The organism is Rhodococcus sp. JVH1, from assembly GCF_000280725.2.
In the GTDB taxonomy this organism is placed as follows: domain Bacteria; phylum Actinomycetota; class Actinomycetes; order Mycobacteriales; family Mycobacteriaceae; genus Rhodococcus_F; species Rhodococcus_F jostii_A.
In genome coordinates this window covers 801,426-815,745 of sequence record NZ_CP166289.1, presented here as the reverse complement: position 1 = coordinate 815,745, position 14,320 = coordinate 801,426, and the positions used below count along the sequence as shown (strand labels likewise).

Annotated in this window: 13 protein-coding genes and 2 tRNA genes; 11 read left to right on the top strand and 4 right to left on the bottom strand. The window is 66.3% G+C overall.

Going from position 1 to position 14,320, the window contains the following annotated elements; all coding sequences use genetic code 11:
- Positions 1 to 6 precede the first annotated feature (6 nt).
- The 5 genes from JVH1_RS03855 to JVH1_RS03835 all read left to right on the top strand — a co-directional run bounded on the left by JVH1_RS03855 (position 7) and on the right by JVH1_RS03835 (position 6,403).
- Entirely contained in the window at positions 7 to 1,950 is a 1,944-nt protein-coding gene (locus JVH1_RS03855) for an acetolactate synthase large subunit (protein WP_009479676.1), read from the top strand.
- On the top strand, positions 1,947 to 2,450 hold the full coding sequence (gene ilvN, locus JVH1_RS03850; RefSeq protein ID WP_005240383.1) for an acetolactate synthase small subunit: 504 nt from the start codon (positions 1,947 to 1,949) through the stop codon (positions 2,448 to 2,450). Before JVH1_RS03855 ends, ilvN begins: the two co-directional genes overlap by 4 nt.
- A gap of 49 nt (positions 2,451 to 2,499) precedes the next feature.
- Complete coding sequence (ilvC, locus tag JVH1_RS03845) at positions 2,500 to 3,501, top strand: ketol-acid reductoisomerase (RefSeq protein WP_061700158.1); 1,002 nt, start codon at positions 2,500 to 2,502, stop codon at positions 3,499 to 3,501.
- A gap of 224 nt (positions 3,502 to 3,725) precedes the next feature.
- Positions 3,726 to 5,321, top strand: coding sequence for a phosphoglycerate dehydrogenase (serA, locus tag JVH1_RS03840; RefSeq protein WP_009479678.1), 1,596 nt, complete (start codon positions 3,726 to 3,728; stop codon positions 5,319 to 5,321).
- A 71-nt stretch (positions 5,322 to 5,392) separates the two neighbouring features.
- Positions 5,393 to 6,403 (top strand): 3-isopropylmalate dehydrogenase, encoded by a 1,011-nt coding sequence (locus tag JVH1_RS03835; protein ID WP_009479679.1) that lies wholly within the window; start codon positions 5,393 to 5,395, stop codon positions 6,401 to 6,403.
- Here JVH1_RS03835 and JVH1_RS03830 read toward each other — a convergent pair.
- Entirely contained in the window at positions 6,400 to 7,644 is a 1,245-nt protein-coding gene (locus JVH1_RS03830) for an MFS transporter (protein WP_009479680.1), read from the bottom strand. The two genes, JVH1_RS03835 and JVH1_RS03830, sit on opposite strands and share 4 nt — an antisense overlap.
- A 115-nt stretch (positions 7,645 to 7,759) precedes the next feature.
- Between JVH1_RS03830 and JVH1_RS03825 the strand changes: the two genes are divergently transcribed.
- The 4 genes from JVH1_RS03825 to JVH1_RS03810 all read left to right on the top strand — a co-directional run bounded on the left by JVH1_RS03825 (position 7,760) and on the right by JVH1_RS03810 (position 10,445).
- Positions 7,760 to 8,533: a fumarylacetoacetate hydrolase family protein gene (locus JVH1_RS03825; RefSeq protein WP_009479681.1), complete on the top strand. Its 774-nt coding sequence runs from the start codon at positions 7,760 to 7,762 to the stop codon at positions 8,531 to 8,533.
- 73 nt (positions 8,534 to 8,606) lie between these two features.
- Positions 8,607 to 10,082 carry a glutamate--tRNA ligase gene (gene gltX / locus JVH1_RS03820; RefSeq protein WP_011598377.1) on the top strand — a complete coding sequence of 492 codons (1,476 nt, stop codon included), beginning with the start codon at positions 8,607 to 8,609 and terminating at the stop codon, positions 10,080 to 10,082.
- A 142-nt stretch (positions 10,083 to 10,224) separates the two neighbouring features.
- Positions 10,225 to 10,296, top strand: a tRNA-Gln gene (locus JVH1_RS03815).
- A gap of 76 nt (positions 10,297 to 10,372) precedes the next feature.
- Positions 10,373 to 10,445, top strand: a tRNA-Glu gene (locus JVH1_RS03810).
- Positions 10,446 to 10,506: 61 nt separating this feature from the next.
- Here the strand turns inward: JVH1_RS03810 and JVH1_RS03805 are convergent.
- The 3 genes from JVH1_RS03805 to JVH1_RS03795 all read right to left on the bottom strand — a co-directional run bounded on the left by JVH1_RS03805 (position 10,507) and on the right by JVH1_RS03795 (position 12,015).
- A complete protein-coding gene (locus tag JVH1_RS03805) occupies positions 10,507 to 10,674 on the bottom strand; it encodes a DUF5302 domain-containing protein (RefSeq protein WP_005240394.1) in 168 nt (55 codons plus the stop codon).
- Between the two features lie 82 nt (positions 10,675 to 10,756).
- On the bottom strand, positions 10,757 to 11,275 hold the full coding sequence (locus JVH1_RS03800) for a pyridoxamine 5'-phosphate oxidase family protein (protein WP_009479683.1): 519 nt from the start codon (positions 11,273 to 11,275) through the stop codon (positions 10,757 to 10,759).
- A gap of 38 nt (positions 11,276 to 11,313) precedes the next feature.
- A complete protein-coding gene (locus tag JVH1_RS03795) occupies positions 11,314 to 12,015 on the bottom strand; it encodes an IclR family transcriptional regulator (RefSeq protein ID WP_005240398.1) in 702 nt (233 codons plus the stop codon).
- Between the two features lie 138 nt (positions 12,016 to 12,153).
- Here JVH1_RS03795 and leuC point away from each other — a divergent pair, with 138 nt between their 5' ends.
- Positions 12,154 to 13,575: a 3-isopropylmalate dehydratase large subunit gene (leuC, locus tag JVH1_RS03790; RefSeq protein WP_009479685.1), complete on the top strand. Its 1,422-nt coding sequence runs from the start codon at positions 12,154 to 12,156 to the stop codon at positions 13,573 to 13,575.
- Between the two features lie 27 nt (positions 13,576 to 13,602).
- Positions 13,603 to 14,211, top strand: coding sequence for a 3-isopropylmalate dehydratase small subunit (gene leuD / locus JVH1_RS03785; RefSeq protein WP_009479686.1), 609 nt, complete (start codon positions 13,603 to 13,605; stop codon positions 14,209 to 14,211).
- Positions 14,212 to 14,320: the final 109 nt, after the last annotated feature.

Sequence of the window (14,320 nt, the reverse complement as noted above, 5' to 3'; positions counted from 1 at the left end):
TTCCCAGTGAGCGCACCAACCGCACGGCCTCAACCCACGCCGCGCAAGTCGGGGGCAGCAAGCCCGACGACCGCGGCCGCCGCGACTCAGACCGGTAGCCGCCGCCAACTCGCCCCCGAGCGGGTCAGCGGCGCCCAGTCCGTGGTCCGAGCCCTCGAGGAGCTCGAGGTCGACACGGTATTCGGCATTCCGGGTGGTGCCGTTCTGCCTGTCTACGACCCGCTCTTCGACTCGAAGAAGGTCCGGCACGTGCTCGTCCGTCACGAGCAGGGCGCAGGCCACGCCGCCACCGGGTACGCCCAGGCGACCGGCAAGGTCGGCGTCTGTATGGCGACGTCCGGTCCCGGTGCGACCAACCTCGTGACGCCGCTCGCCGACGCGCAGATGGACTCCGTTCCGGTCGTGGCCATCACCGGCCAGGTCGGCCGCAGTCTCATCGGCACGGACGCGTTCCAGGAAGCCGACATCTCCGGCATCACGATGCCGATCACCAAGCACAACTTCCTCATCACCGACGGCGTCGACATCCCCCGGATCATCGCGGAGGCCTTCTACCTCGCCTCCAGCGGTCGTCCCGGCGCGGTGCTCGTCGACATCCCGAAGGACGTCCTCCAGGCGCAGACCACGTTCTCGTGGCCGCCGGAGATGCGGCTGCCCGGATACCGTCCCGTCACCAAGCCGCACGGCAAGCAGGTCCGCGAGGCGGCCCGCCTGATCGCCGACGCGAAGCACCCGGTGCTGTACGTCGGTGGCGGCGTCATCAAGTCGGAATCGTCTCCGGAACTGCTCGAACTGGCCGAGCTCACCGGCATTCCGGTGGTCACCACCCTCATGGCGCGCGGCGCGTTCCCGGACAGCCACACGCTGAACTGCGGCATGCCCGGCATGCACGGCACGGTCGCGGCGGTGGCGGCACTGCAGCGCAGCGACCTGCTGATCACGCTCGGTGCGCGCTTCGACGACCGCGTCACCGGTCAGCTCGATTCGTTCGCCCCCGATGCCAAGGTCATCCACGCCGACATCGACCCGGCGGAGATCGGCAAGAACCGGTACGCGGACGTCCCGATCGTCGGCGACTGCAAAGAGGTCATCGTCGAACTGATCGAGGCGATCAAGGCCGACCTGGCCACGGGAACCACGCTGGACCTCACCGAGTGGTGGGCGTACCTCGACGGAATTCGTCGCACGTACCCGCTCAGCTACGACCGTCCGTCCGACGGGGCGCTGTCCCCGGAGTACGTGATCCAGGCGGTCGGCAAGCTCGCCGGTGCCGACGCGATCTACTGCGCCGGCGTCGGACAGCACCAGATGTGGGCGGCGCAGTTCGTCAACTACGAAAAGCCGCGCACCTGGCTGAACTCCGGCGGTCTCGGCACGATGGGCTACGCCGTTCCCGCCGCGATGGGCGCCAAGATGGGCATGCCCGACACCGAGGTGTGGGCCATCGACGGTGACGGCTGCTTCCAGATGACCAATCAGGAACTCGCCACCTGCGCGCTCGAGGGCATCCCGATCAAGGTTGCGCTCATCAACAACGGCAACCTCGGCATGGTGCGCCAGTGGCAGACGCTGTTCTACGACGAGCGCTACTCCAACACCAACCTCGGCACGCATGGCGCAATCCGCATCCCCGACTTCGTCAAGCTGGCGGAGGCGTTGGGCTGCCACGGCATTCGCGTCGAGCGCGAAGAAGACGTCGAGGCGGCGATCCGTGAGGCGCAGGCCATCAACGACAAGCCGGTGGTGATCGACTTCATCGTCGGCGCCGACGCCCAGGTGTGGCCGATGGTCGCTGCGGGCACGAGCAACGACGAGATCATGGCGGCGCGGGGCATCCGTCCGCTGTTCGACGACGACGAGGCGGCCGCCGAGCCGGCCGTCATTCACGAGGCCATGGAGCGCGAGCAGCGTTCGGGCACGGCCGCAGCGGCCGGGGAGGAAGATCAGTGAGCACCAGCCACACCCTCAGTGTTCTCGTCGAGGACAAGCCGGGCGTGCTGGCCAGGGTGGCCGCGCTGTTCTCGCGTCGTGGGTTCAACATCGAGTCGCTCGCCGTCGGTGGCACCGAGCTTCCCGAGATCTCCCGCATGACCATCGTCGTGACCGTCGACGAGTTCCCGCTCGAGCAGGTGACCAAGCAGCTCAACAAGCTCATCAACGTCATCAAGATCGTCGAGCAGGACGGTGAGGCCTCCGTCGCCCGCGAGCTGGTGCTCATCAAGGTGCGAGCCGACGCCAGCGTGCGCACGCAGGTGATCGAGACGGTGAATCTGTTCCGCGCCAAGGTGATCGACGTCTCCCCGGAGTCGGTCACGATCGAGGCGACTGGAACGCGATCCAAGCTGGATGCGCTGCTGCGGATGCTTGATCCGTACGGTATCCGGGAGATCGTGCAGTCCGGGGTCGTGGCCGTGGGACGGGGGCCGAAGTCCATCACGGCCACTCGCTAGTACTTTAGATACGCAAATCCAAGAAAGAGGTTGAACTGTGGCAGTCGAGATGTTCTACGACGACGATGCCGATCTGTCGATCATCCAGGGCCGTAAGGTCGCTGTGATCGGTTACGGAAGCCAGGGCCACGCGCACTCGCTGAGCCTGCGCGACTCGGGCGTCGATGTGCGTATCGGCCTCAAGGAAGGCTCGAAGTCCCGCGCGAAGGCCGAGGAGCAGGGCCTGACCGTCGGTACCCCCGCCGAGGTCTCCGAGTGGGCCGACGTGATCATGGTGCTCGCACCCGACACCGCGCAGGCGTCGATCTTCACCAATGACATCGAGCCCAACCTGAAGGACGGCGACGCGCTGTTCTTCGGACACGGCCTCAACATCCACTTCGACCTGATCAAGGCTCCGGAGTTCGTCACCGTCGGCATGGTCGCCCCCAAGGGCCCCGGCCACCTGGTGCGGCGTCAGTTCGTCGACGGCAAGGGTGTTCCCGCGCTCATCGCGATCGACCAGGACCCGAAGGGTGAGGGCCAGGCCCTCGCGCTGTCCTACGCCAAGGGCATCGGCGGCACCCGCGCCGGCGTCATCAAGACCACGTTCAAGGAAGAGACCGAGACGGACCTCTTCGGCGAGCAGGCCGTGCTCTGTGGCGGCACCGAGGAACTGGTCAAGACCGGTTTCGAGGTCATGGTCGAGGCCGGCTACGCGCCCGAGATGGCGTACTTCGAGGTGCTGCACGAGCTCAAGCTCATCGTCGACCTCATGTACGAGGGTGGCATCGCCCGCATGAACTACTCGGTGTCCGACACCGCGGAGTTCGGTGGCTACCTCTCCGGCCCGCGCGTCATCGACGCCGGCACCAAGGAGCGCATGAAGGCGATCCTGGCCGACATCCAGTCGGGTGAGTTCACCCGCCGCCTCGTCGCCAACGTCGAGAACGGCAACACCGAGCTCGAGGGCCTGCGCAAGGCCAACGCCGAGCACCCCATCGAGGTCACCGGCAAGAAGCTGCGCGACCTGATGAGCTGGGTCGACCGGCCGATCACCGAAACCGCCTAGGTTTCACTGCTTTTCTGTTCCACCGAACCACCGGCCCGATGCCGCATCGGTCTCGTCAGAGGCCCCCGATGTGACATTGGGCCGGTGTTGTTTCGTGTCCGATTCCGTTGTTGCAGGCGTCCACTATGTGGTATTGCAGACCAGGATGCGGTTTCCCTGTCAGGGCGGACTAAGCTGTGTGTGGTTAAAACACCCCCACACCCACCTATTCAGGGAGTTTGCACGTGAGCCAGCCAGGCCGTCCTGTAGTTCTGATCGCCGACAAGCTCGCGCCGTCCACCGTCGAGGCATTGGGCGACGGTGTGGAGGTGCGATGGGTCGACGGACCTGATCGCCCGGCCCTGCTCGCGGCGGTGCCCGAGGCCGACGCGATCCTCGTCCGTTCCGCCACCACCGTGGACGCCGAGGTCCTGGCGGCCGGTACCAAGCTCAAGATCGTCGCCCGGGCCGGCGTCGGCCTCGACAACGTCGACGTGGCCGCCGCCACCGAGCGTGGTGTCATGGTCGTCAACGCGCCGACCTCCAACATCCACACGGCAGCCGAGCACGCCGTCGCACTGATGCTCGCCACCGCGCGCCAGATCCCCGCGGCCGACGCCACCCTGCGCGACCGTGAATGGAAGCGCAGCAAGTTCAACGGCGTCGAGATCTTCGGCAAGACCGTCGGCGTCGTCGGCCTCGGCCGCATCGGCCAGCTGTTCGCGCAGCGGCTCGCCGCGTTCGAGACGCACGTCATCGCGTACGACCCCTACGTGTCGGCCGCCCGTGCCGCGCAGCTCGGCATCGAGCTCGTCACCCTCGACGAACTGCTCGAGCGCGCCGACCTCATCTCTGTGCACCTCCCCAAGACTCCCGAGACCAAGGGACTGCTCGGCACGGAGAACCTGGCGAAGACCAAGAAGGGCGTCGTCATCGTCAACGCCGCCCGTGGCGGTCTGATCGACGAGGCAGCGCTGGCCGAGGCCATCAAGTCGGGTCACGTGCGCGCCGCGGGCCTCGACGTGTTCGAGACCGAGCCCTGCACCGACAGCCCGTTGTTCGACCTGCCCGAGGTCGTCGTGACGCCGCACCTCGGTGCCTCCACGAGCGAGGCTCAGGACCGCGCCGGAACCGACGTCGCGAAGTCCGTACTGCTCGCTCTCGCAGGCGATTTCGTTCCCGACGCCGTCAACGTGTCGGGTGGCGCCGTGGGCGAGGAAGTTGCCCCGTGGCTCGAGATCGTCCGCAAGCAGGGTGTGCTCATCGGGGCCCTGTCGGGTGAACTGCCCGTCAACCTCTCGGTCGACGTGCGCGGCGAGCTGGCCTCCGAGGACGTCGAGGTGCTCGCGCTCTCGGCTCTGCGCGGTGTGTTCTCCGCCGTCATCGAGGACGCGGTCACGTTCGTCAACGCTCCCGCACTCGCGGAAGAGCGCGGCGTCACGGCCGAGGTCACCAAGGCCGCCGAAAGCCCCAACCATCGCAGCGTGGTGGACCTGCGCGCCGTGTTCGGCGACGGCAGCGTCATCAACGTCTCGGGCACGCTGACAGGCCCGCAGCAGGTCGAGAAGATCGTCAACATCAACGGCCGCAACTTCGAACTGCGCGCCGAGGGTCTCAACCTGGTGGTGAACTACACCGATCAGCCCGGCGCGCTGGGCAAGATCGGCACGCAGCTCGGCAACGCCGGCATCGACATCCAGGCTGCGCAGCTCAGCCAGGACGCCGAGGGCGAGGGTGCGACCATCCTCCTCCGCGTCGACCGGGAGGTGCCGAGCGAGGTGCGGGACGCGATCTCCACCGCCGTCGGCGCCACCAAGATCGAGCTCGTCAACCTGGCCTAATCCCCACTGTGCGCGTGTCACGACCCCCGTTGTCGTGGCACGCGCACAGCTCTATGTGAAGTGAGGCGTTCATGAAGCTTGCGGTCATTCCGGGTGACGGCATCGGTGTCGAGGTCACGGCCGAGGCACTGAAGGTGCTGCGGAAGCTCGTACCCGATCTCGAGACCACCGAGTACGACCTCGGTGCCCGTCGATACAAAGCCACCGGGGAACTGCTCCCGGATGCCGATCTCGCGGCGATCCGCGAGCACGACGCGATTCTGCTGGGCGCCATCGGCGACCCGTCGGTGACGCCGGGTGTGCTCGAGCGGGGGCTGCTGCTGAACATGCGATTCGCGTTGGATCATCACGTGAATCTGCGTCCGTCGCAGCTCTATCCGGGGTCGAAGTCGCCGCTCGCGGCGCAGCCGGACATCGACTTCGTGGTCGTGCGCGAGGGCACCGAGGGTCCGTACACCGGCAACGGTGGCGCGATTCGCGTCGGCACCCCGCACGAGATCGCGACCGAGGTGTCGATCAACACGTGGTTCGGTGCCGAGCGGGTGGTGCGGTACGCGTTCGCGCTCGCGCAGACCCGGCGTAAGCACGTCACCCTGATCCACAAGACGAACGTCCTCTCCAACGCCGGTGCGATCTGGACGCGTGCCGTGGAGACGGTGTCGGCCGAATACCCGGACGTGGAGACGGCGTACTGCCACATCGACGCGGCCACCATCTACATGGTCACCGATCCGTCGCGATTCGACGTGATCGTCACGGACAACCTGTTCGGCGACATCATCACCGACCTCGCGGGTGCGGTCACGGGAGGCATCGGACTGGCGGCGTCGGGGAACATCGACGCGTCGGGGACGAACCCGTCGATGTTCGAGCCGGTGCACGGCAGCGCCCCGGACATCGCCGGCCAGGGGATCGCGGATCCCACGGCGGCCATCCTGTCCGCGGCGCTGCTGCTGCGTCACCTCGGCCGGGACGGCGATGCCGCGCGCATCGAAGCTGCCGTCGAGGCCGATCTGGCGTCCCGCGGCGACTCGCCGGTCGTCACGTCGGAGGTCGGCGACCGGATCGCCGCCGCCCTCTAGGACCGCGATTCGATCTTGTCTCCCTCGATCCCTGTGGCCCGGTCTTCGGACCGGGCCACGGGGATCAGTGGTATCGAGGCTGCCGGAAATGCCGCAGCTATGGCGAAAGTCACCGGGAAACCGACGATTCCGATCAGTGCGCCGAACACCGGGGGAACGATCGAGGCCGCGACGAACTGACCGGTGTTCTGGACACCGAGCGCGCGTCCGCCCCAGAACGGGCCCGCGATCTCGGCGACCGCGGTGAAGGCGAGGCCGTTCGGTGCCACCGTCGCGACCGACGCCGCGAGCAGCGCCACGATCGCCACCGGTGTATCCATCGCATCCGTCACGGCGAGCGCCACCATGGACACTCCGCCGGCGAGGGCGACCCAGCGAAGCGGACGCATACGACTGCCCACCACGTCGGACCAGAAACCGACTCCCATCCGGCCGAACGCGCCGAGGATCTGGGCGAACGTCACGATCAGGCCTGCCGCCGTTGCTTCCCAATGCCTTTCGGAGATCAGCCACACGAGCGCGTAGGTCCACACCGTGTACTGGGGCACGACGAGCAGCACCGAGACGGCGTGGATGCGCCACAGTGTGCTGCTGTCGCGATACGGATTCGCGAGCATGCCGAGATCCGCCGCGGCGCTTCGGCTCGGCCTGGGCGGATCGACAATCCAGAGTGCACAGGCCAGCGCGGCGGTCGCGCACAGGATGGCGGGCAGCGCGAGCGCCCATCCGATGCCGTGGTCGTGTGCGACCGAGGGCAGCGTCAGCGCAGCGCAGGCAATGCCGAGCGGCAGCGACATCTGCCGGATACCCATCGCCAGTCCGCGGCGCTCGGGCGGGAACCATCCGACGACGACGCGTCCGCTCGCGGCATTCGCCGAGGCGGCCGCCATGCCGCCGAGCAGCAGGAAGGCCGCGGTGGCCGTGAGTGATCCGGACAGGGCCGCGCCGATTCCCGCAGCCGCCGTGGCCGCCATCCCGGCGGCCAGCACTCGGCGTTCGCCGTAGCGATCGGCGAGGGCGCCCCACGCGATCAGCGTCAGCATGACTCCGAGGGTGGGTGCGGCGACGAGGAGTCCGGTGCGGGCGAGGCTGAGCCCGTGATTCTCCTGGAGTTCGGGGATCAGGAAGGCGACGCCGTTGACGAAGACCGCCTGTGCGGCCTGGGCGAACATCCCGAGGGTGAGCATCCACCATCTGCGGGCAGTTCCGACGGCGGACGGCGTGTCGATCGATGCAGTCATGTCATCTCAATATCTAGGATTGCAGTCTCATATATTGGGGAGCATACGGAGTCTATACCCCGCGTCCCCCGGCGTCCCGGCACGGCGGTGAACCCGGGCCGATAGACTCGGCGCCATGCGTCTTGGTCGAGTGGCAAGTCCCGATGGTGTTGCGTTCGTCAGTATCGAGGGGGACGAGGAGTCCCGGATCGCGAAGGAGATCGCCGAGCACCCGTTCGGCACCCCCACTTTCACCGGCCGGAGTTGGCCGCTCGCCGACGTGCGACTGCTGGCACCGATCCTCGCCAGCAAGGTCGTCGCGATCGGAAAGAACTACGCCGCCCACGCCGCCGAGATGGGGGGAGAGGCGCCGGCCGATCCTGTGATCTTCCTCAAGCCCAACACCTCGATCGTGGGCCCCGACGCCGCAATCGTCCTGCCGAAGTCCTCCAATGAAGTTCACTACGAAGGAGAACTCGCGGTCGTCATCGGGCGCCCCTGCAAGGATGTGCCCGCAGCCAAGGCCCTCGACGTGGTGCTCGGGTACACCGCCGCCAACGACGTGACGGCCCGTGACCACCAGCGCCACGACGGGCAGTGGACGAGAGCGAAGGGCCACGACACGTTCTGCCCACTGGGACCGTGGATCGAGACCCAGCTCGACGCGTCCGACGTCGACATCACCACCGAGGTGGACGGAGTGGTGAAGCAGCGGAGCAACACTTCGCTTCTGCTGCACGACATTCCGAAGATCATCGAATGGGTGTCGGCCGTCATGACGCTGCTCCCGGGCGACGTCATTCTCACGGGTACCCCGGAAGGCGTCGGTCCGATCGTGGACGGCCAGAGCGTGAGCGTGACCATCGGTGGCATCGGCACCCTCACCAATCCGGTGACCGCCAAGCGCTGACGGCTCTCGTGTCGACATCGGGAGCGGACTAGCCTGTAGGAGTCCGTTTTCCCAGCGTCGACCCAAGTGAGCCATGACCACAAGCGAAGTTCGCGTCCGTTTCTGCCCGTCGCCCACCGGAACCCCGCATGTGGGGCTCGTCCGAACCGCCCTGTTCAACTGGGCGTTCGCCCGTCACAACGGTGGGTCGTTCGTGTTCCGCATCGAGGACACCGATGCTGCCCGTGACAGCGAGGAGTCGTACCAGGCGATCCTGGACGCGCTGCGCTGGCTCGGATTGAACTGGGACGAGGGCCCCGAGGTCGGGGGACCGTACGAGCCCTACCGTCAGTCCCAGCGACGGGACCTGCATCTGGACGTCGTCGCGAAACTGCTCGCGGCGGGCGAGGCGTACGAGTCGTTCTCGACGCCCGAGGAGGTCGAGGAGCGGCACAAGGCGGCCGGCCGCGATCCCAAGCTCGGCTACGACAACTTCGATCGTGATCTGACGCCGGATCAGCGACAGGCGTTCCTCGACGAGGGCCGCAAGCCAGTGGTCCGGCTGCGGATGCCGGACCACGACCTGACGTGGGACGACCTCGTGCGCGGCGAGACGACGTTCAAGGCCGGAACCGTTCCCGACTTCGCCCTCACCCGCGGCAACGGGATTCCGCTGTACACGTTGGTCAACCCGGTCGACGACGCGTTGATGAAGATCACACACGTGCTGCGCGGCGAGGACCTGCTGTCGTCGACGCCGCGGCAGCTCGCCCTCTACGAGGCGATGCAGCGGATCGGCGTGGCCGATTTCACTCCGAGGTTCGGGCATCTGCCGTTCGTCATGGGGCAGGGCAACAAGAAACTGTCCAAGCGCGATCCCGAGTCGAACCTCTTCATCCATCGAGACCGCGGTTTCGTTCCGGAGGGATTGTTGAATTACCTGGCGCTGCTGGGCTGGGGCATTTCCGACGACCACGACGTGTTCTCGCTGGACGAGATGGTCGCCGCCTTCGATATCTCCAAGGTCAATTCCAATCCGGCCCGGTTCGACCAGAAAAAGGCCGACGCGATCAACGCCGAGCACATCCGGCTGCTCGAGCCCGCTGATTTCGCCGCGCGCCTGCGCGCGTTCCTGACGCTCCACGGTCATCTCGGGGAGACCGTGGACGAGTCCGTCTTCGCGACCGCCGCCGAACTGGTCCAGACGCGCATCGTGGTCCTGTCCGACGCCTGGGATCTGCTGAAGTTCCTGTTCGTCGACGAGGCCGACTTCGCGATCGACCCGGCCGCCGCTGCCAAGAACCTGGGCGCCGACTCCGCACCGGTTCTCGACGCCGCCCTCGCGTCGCTGGACGCAGTCGAGGCATGGGATGCGGCCTCACTGGAAGAGGCCCTCAAGACCGCTCTCGTGGACGAACTGGGCCTCAAGCCACGTAAGGCGTTCGCGCCGGTTCGGGTGGCCGTGACGGGCTCGCACATCAGCCCGCCGCTCTACGAATCGATGGAACTGCTCGGACGCGACGTGTCGCTGTCCCGGCTGCGCTCTGCGCGGGCCGGCGTCGCCGGCTAGGACGCCGCTCTCGGGCCGAAAAGGGTGTAAAAACAGCCTCTGACCAGACGATTTGGTAAATCCCGGCAGTAGGCTGGTAATCTCTTCTTCGGCCCGAGGCGGGCCGCAGAGCCCAGAAGCTCAGCGGTTCGAGAACGGCCATTGGGGTATGGTGTAATTGGCAACACAGCGGTTTCTGGTACCGCCATTCTAGGTTCGAGTCCTGGTACCCCAGCGGAAGTTCGGCCGATTTTGACTCCGAACTTCTGGAAGCTATGCTTGCTGAGCTTCCAAAGCAAGACAAAGTTCCTGGCCCCGTCGTCTAGCGGCCTAGGACGCCGCCCTCTCAAGGCGGTAGCGCGGGTTCGAATCCCGTCGGGGCTACAAAAAGAAACACCCTCCAAGAAATTGGAGGGTGTTTCTTTTTATCCGGACGATATGTCGTTTATCCCGTCTTGCGGCGGAATTCGCGTTTGTGGTCGGCAGGCCCATGCGCCTCGTGCGCCTTGGAATGTCCGTCCTTGTGATCGGTGGACAGTCCGGCCTGATGATTCTTCCGCTCGAGTGCTTCGCGGAATTTCTTTTTCGTGTCCTCGTTGCTGGCGTCGGTCATGGTGAACTCCCTCGGGTAGCCGGTTCACTCTGTGAAGCTACGCCGAGGGCACCGAGAATGCTCCCGTTTTTTCTGCGCGGCGTCAGGCGCGGCGGTCGGACGTCTCCAGGTACGCGGCCGTGGTCCCGCCCACCGGCATCGCGGGCAGGCCGAGCTTGGCGTGATCCCAGCTTCTGATGCGCTCGGGAACGATCCGCACGACAACCCGCTTGTGCAGCAGCTGATCGATGGCGGGACGCAGATCGTCGGTGTAGGGACCGGTGTACCGTTCCCACACGCTGACGCCGACCGCGAGCATCGCGTCCGGGTCCTCCACGATCTCCGCCCGGCCCTCGACGGAGATTCCGCGCAGGGTGTCGTACGTCTGGCCGTCCTCGATCAGGACGGTGACGCGGTCGTCACGGCGCAGGTTGACCGCCTTCTGCGATTTCGACTTCGTCTCGAACCAGATCTCGCCGTCGATCACGGCGTACCACATGGCGACCAGATGGGACCGGCCGTCCGCTGCCACCGTTGCGAGCGTGGCGATCCGGCTCCGATCCACGAATTCGGCGATCTCCGAATCCGTCATCGTGATCTGCGATCGTTGGTTCTTCCCCATCGGCTTCTCCTGTCGCGGTGAACGTCGGTCGTGGTCGATCAGAGCCTCTTGTGCAACGCCTCGGCGGCGGCGAGAAGGTCGGCCGCCCACCGGGCGCCGGGTCGCCTGCCCATTCTGTCGATGGGACCGGACACCGAAATTGCTGCGATGACAGCGCCGCCGGCATCCCGCACGGGTGCGGCGACACTGGCGACACCGGGTTCCCGCTCGGCGGCGCTCTGTGCCCAGCCGCGCCTGCGGACCTCGAGCAGCACGCGTTCGCCGAACGCCGCGTCGGGAAGAATCGCGCGCTGGGTCTGTGGGTCGGCCCAGGCGAGAAGGACCTTGGCGCCCGAGCCGGCGCTCATCGGCAGTCGTGCCCCGACGAGAACGGTGTCGCGGAGACCCGTGGGCGGCTCCATCGCCGCCACACAGATGCGCTGGGTGCCTTCCCGGCGGTACAACTGCACGCTCTCACCGGTGATCTCGCGCAGCCGCGGAAGGACGAGCGCCGCCGCCGAGACGAGCGGATCGTTAGCCGTTGCAGCGAGTTCGGCGAGGCCGGGACCGGGGCACCACAGCCCGTCGGAGTCGCGGGTCAAGAGGCGGTGGACCTCGAGCCCGACGGCCAGCCGGTGGGCGGTGGCGCGGGGGAGTCCGGTGCGCGAGCACAGTTCGGTGAGGCTGCAGGGCTTCTCGGCCACGGCATGCAGCACGCCCACCGCTTTGTCAAGGACTCCGATGCCGCTATGCTGTCTCATAGGTCGATACCACTTTCTCGCATACTGGGATCATAGCGCACCTTCGTCTCACGTCGAGTGCGTGTCCGGGAAGAGGGTAACGACATCAAGCGCACGGCGGACCGGCCCGAAGCCCGCGGTGCGAGAGGACACACAGAGGTGGAGAAGATGGCGGAGAAAGCACGCACCCTGGCAGAGAAGGTGTGGGACGACCACGTCGTGGTCCGGGGTGAGGGAGACAACCCCGACCTCATCTACATCGATCTGCATCTCGTTCACGAAGTGACGAGTCCGCAGGCATTCGACGGACTTCGGCTGGCGGGGCGCCCGCTGCGCCGGCCCGACCTGACGATTGCCACGGAGGACCACAACGTCCCCACCGTCGACATCGACAAGCCGATCGCCGACCCCGTCTCCAAGACTCAGGTGGACACGCTGCGGCGCAACTGTGAGGAATTCGGTGTCCGGCTGCACCCGATGGGAAACATCGACCAGGGCATCGTCCACGTCGTCGGACCCCAGCTGGGTCTCACCCAGCCCGGCATGACCGTGGTGTGCGGTGACAGCCACACGTCCACCCACGGCGCCTTCGGCGCGCTCGCGATGGGCATCGGCACCAGTGAGGTCGAACACGTCATGGCGACGCAGACGTTGTCGTTGCGTCCTTTCCGGACGATGGCGATCACCGTGGACGGCGAATTGCCCGACGGCGTGACGAGTAAAGATCTCATTTTGGCCGTCATCGCGAAGATCGGAACGGGCGGAGGCCAGGGCTACGTCCTGGAGTACCGCGGCGAAGCGATCCGGAAGATGTCGATGGAAGCGCGGATGACCGTCTGCAACATGTCCATCGAGGCGGGTGCGCGGGCAGGCATGATCGCCCCCGACGAGATCACCTACGAATTCATCAAGGGACGTCCCCACGCGCCGAAGGGCGCCGACTGGGACGCCGCGGTGGAGGCCTGGGAGCAGTTGAAGACCGACGAGGGTGCGGTTTTCGACAACGAGGTCCACATCGACGCGAGTTCCCTGACGCCGTTCGTGACCTGGGGCACCAACCCGGGGCAGGGGCTGCCGCTCGGCGAGGCCGTGCCGAATCCGGCCGAGATCGTGGACGAGAGCGAGCGTCACGCCGCGGAGAAGGCGTTGACCTACATGGGTCTCGAAGCCGGAACTCCGTTGCGTGAGGTGGCGATCGACACAGTTTTCGTGGGTTCGTGCACCAACGGTCGGATCGAGGATCTGCGGGCCGTGGCCGACGTGTTGCGTGGCCGCCACGTCGCCGACGGGGTCCGGATGCTGATCGTGCCGGGCTCGATGCGCGTTCGTGCGCAGGCCGAAAAGGAGGGTCTCGGCGAGATCTTCACCGCCGCGGGCGCCGAATGGCGGCAGGCGGGGTGCTCGATGTGCCTCGGGATGAACCCGGATCAGCTCGCGCCCGGCGAGCGTTCGGCCTCCACGTCCAACCGCAATTTCGAAGGCCGTCAAGGCAAGGGCGGCCGGACTCACCTGGTTTCGCCGCTGGTCGCCGCCGCGACCGCAGTCCGGGGAACACTGTCCGCGCCGACAGATCTGGCCTAGGACCCAAGGAATTTAGGAGATTTTTCGATGGAATCCTTTAGCACACACAAAGGTATCGGCGTTCCGCTGCGGCGATCCAACGTGGACACGGACCAGATCATTCCGGCGGTCTACCTGAAACGAGTGACCCGCACCGGTTTCGAGGACGGTCTGTTCGCCGCGTGGCGGAACGATCCGAACTTCGTTCTGAACGTCGCCCCATACGACAAGGGCAGCATTCTGGTGGCCGGGCCCGATTTCGGCACGGGCTCCTCCCGCGAGCACGCCGTGTGGGCGCTATCCGACTTCGGATTTCGGGTCGTGATCGCGTCTCGCTTCGCCGACATCTTCCGGGGGAACGCCGGCAAGGCCGGTCTGCTGGCCGCTCAGGTGGCCCAGTCGGACGTCGAACTGCTCTGGAAGTTGCTCGACGAGCAACCCGGTCTCGAATTGATTGTCGACCTCGAGAACAAGACTGTGACGGCCGGAACCACCGTGGTGCCCTTTGCGATTGATGACTACACGCGGTGGCGTCTGATCGAGGGTCTGGACGACATCGGATTGACATTACGGCAGGTAGAAGCCATTTCCGAGTTCGAAAAGTCAAGGCCTTCTTGGAAACCTGCGACTCTTCCGGAGCCCACTCCTGCCGACTGAAAGTTGGAATAGGAGCCCTGTCTGCCAGATAATAAGTTCCTGAGAATGGTGCCGCGTTGTATGAGAATTGGCGTGGCACATAGACTCCTGCGGTATTCAGGTTTACCGT

What these genes read in the sequence shown, in the direction of transcription:
- ilvC (WP_061700158.1), top strand. Translation starts at nt 2,500, where the DNA reads ATGTTCTACGACGACGATGCCGATCTGTCGATCATCCAGGGCCGTAAG.
- JVH1_RS03835 (WP_009479679.1), top strand. Translation starts at nt 5,393, where the DNA reads ATGAAGCTTGCGGTCATTCCGGGTGACGGCATCGGTGTCGAGGTCACG.
- JVH1_RS03830 (WP_009479680.1), bottom strand. Translation starts at nt 7,644, where the DNA reads ATGACTGCATCGATCGACACGCCGTCCGCCGTCGGAACTGCCCGCAGA.
- JVH1_RS03825 (WP_009479681.1), top strand. Translation starts at nt 7,760, where the DNA reads ATGCGTCTTGGTCGAGTGGCAAGTCCCGATGGTGTTGCGTTCGTCAGT.
- gltX (WP_011598377.1), top strand. Translation starts at nt 8,607, where the DNA reads ATGACCACAAGCGAAGTTCGCGTCCGTTTCTGCCCGTCGCCCACCGGA.
- JVH1_RS03805 (WP_005240394.1), bottom strand. Translation starts at nt 10,674, where the DNA reads ATGACCGACGCCAGCAACGAGGACACGAAAAAGAAATTCCGCGAAGCA.
- JVH1_RS03800 (WP_009479683.1), bottom strand. Translation starts at nt 11,275, where the DNA reads ATGGGGAAGAACCAACGATCGCAGATCACGATGACGGATTCGGAGATC.
- JVH1_RS03795 (WP_005240398.1), bottom strand. Translation starts at nt 12,015, where the DNA reads ATGAGACAGCATAGCGGCATCGGAGTCCTTGACAAAGCGGTGGGCGTG.
- leuD (WP_009479686.1), top strand. Translation starts at nt 13,603, where the DNA reads ATGGAATCCTTTAGCACACACAAAGGTATCGGCGTTCCGCTGCGGCGA.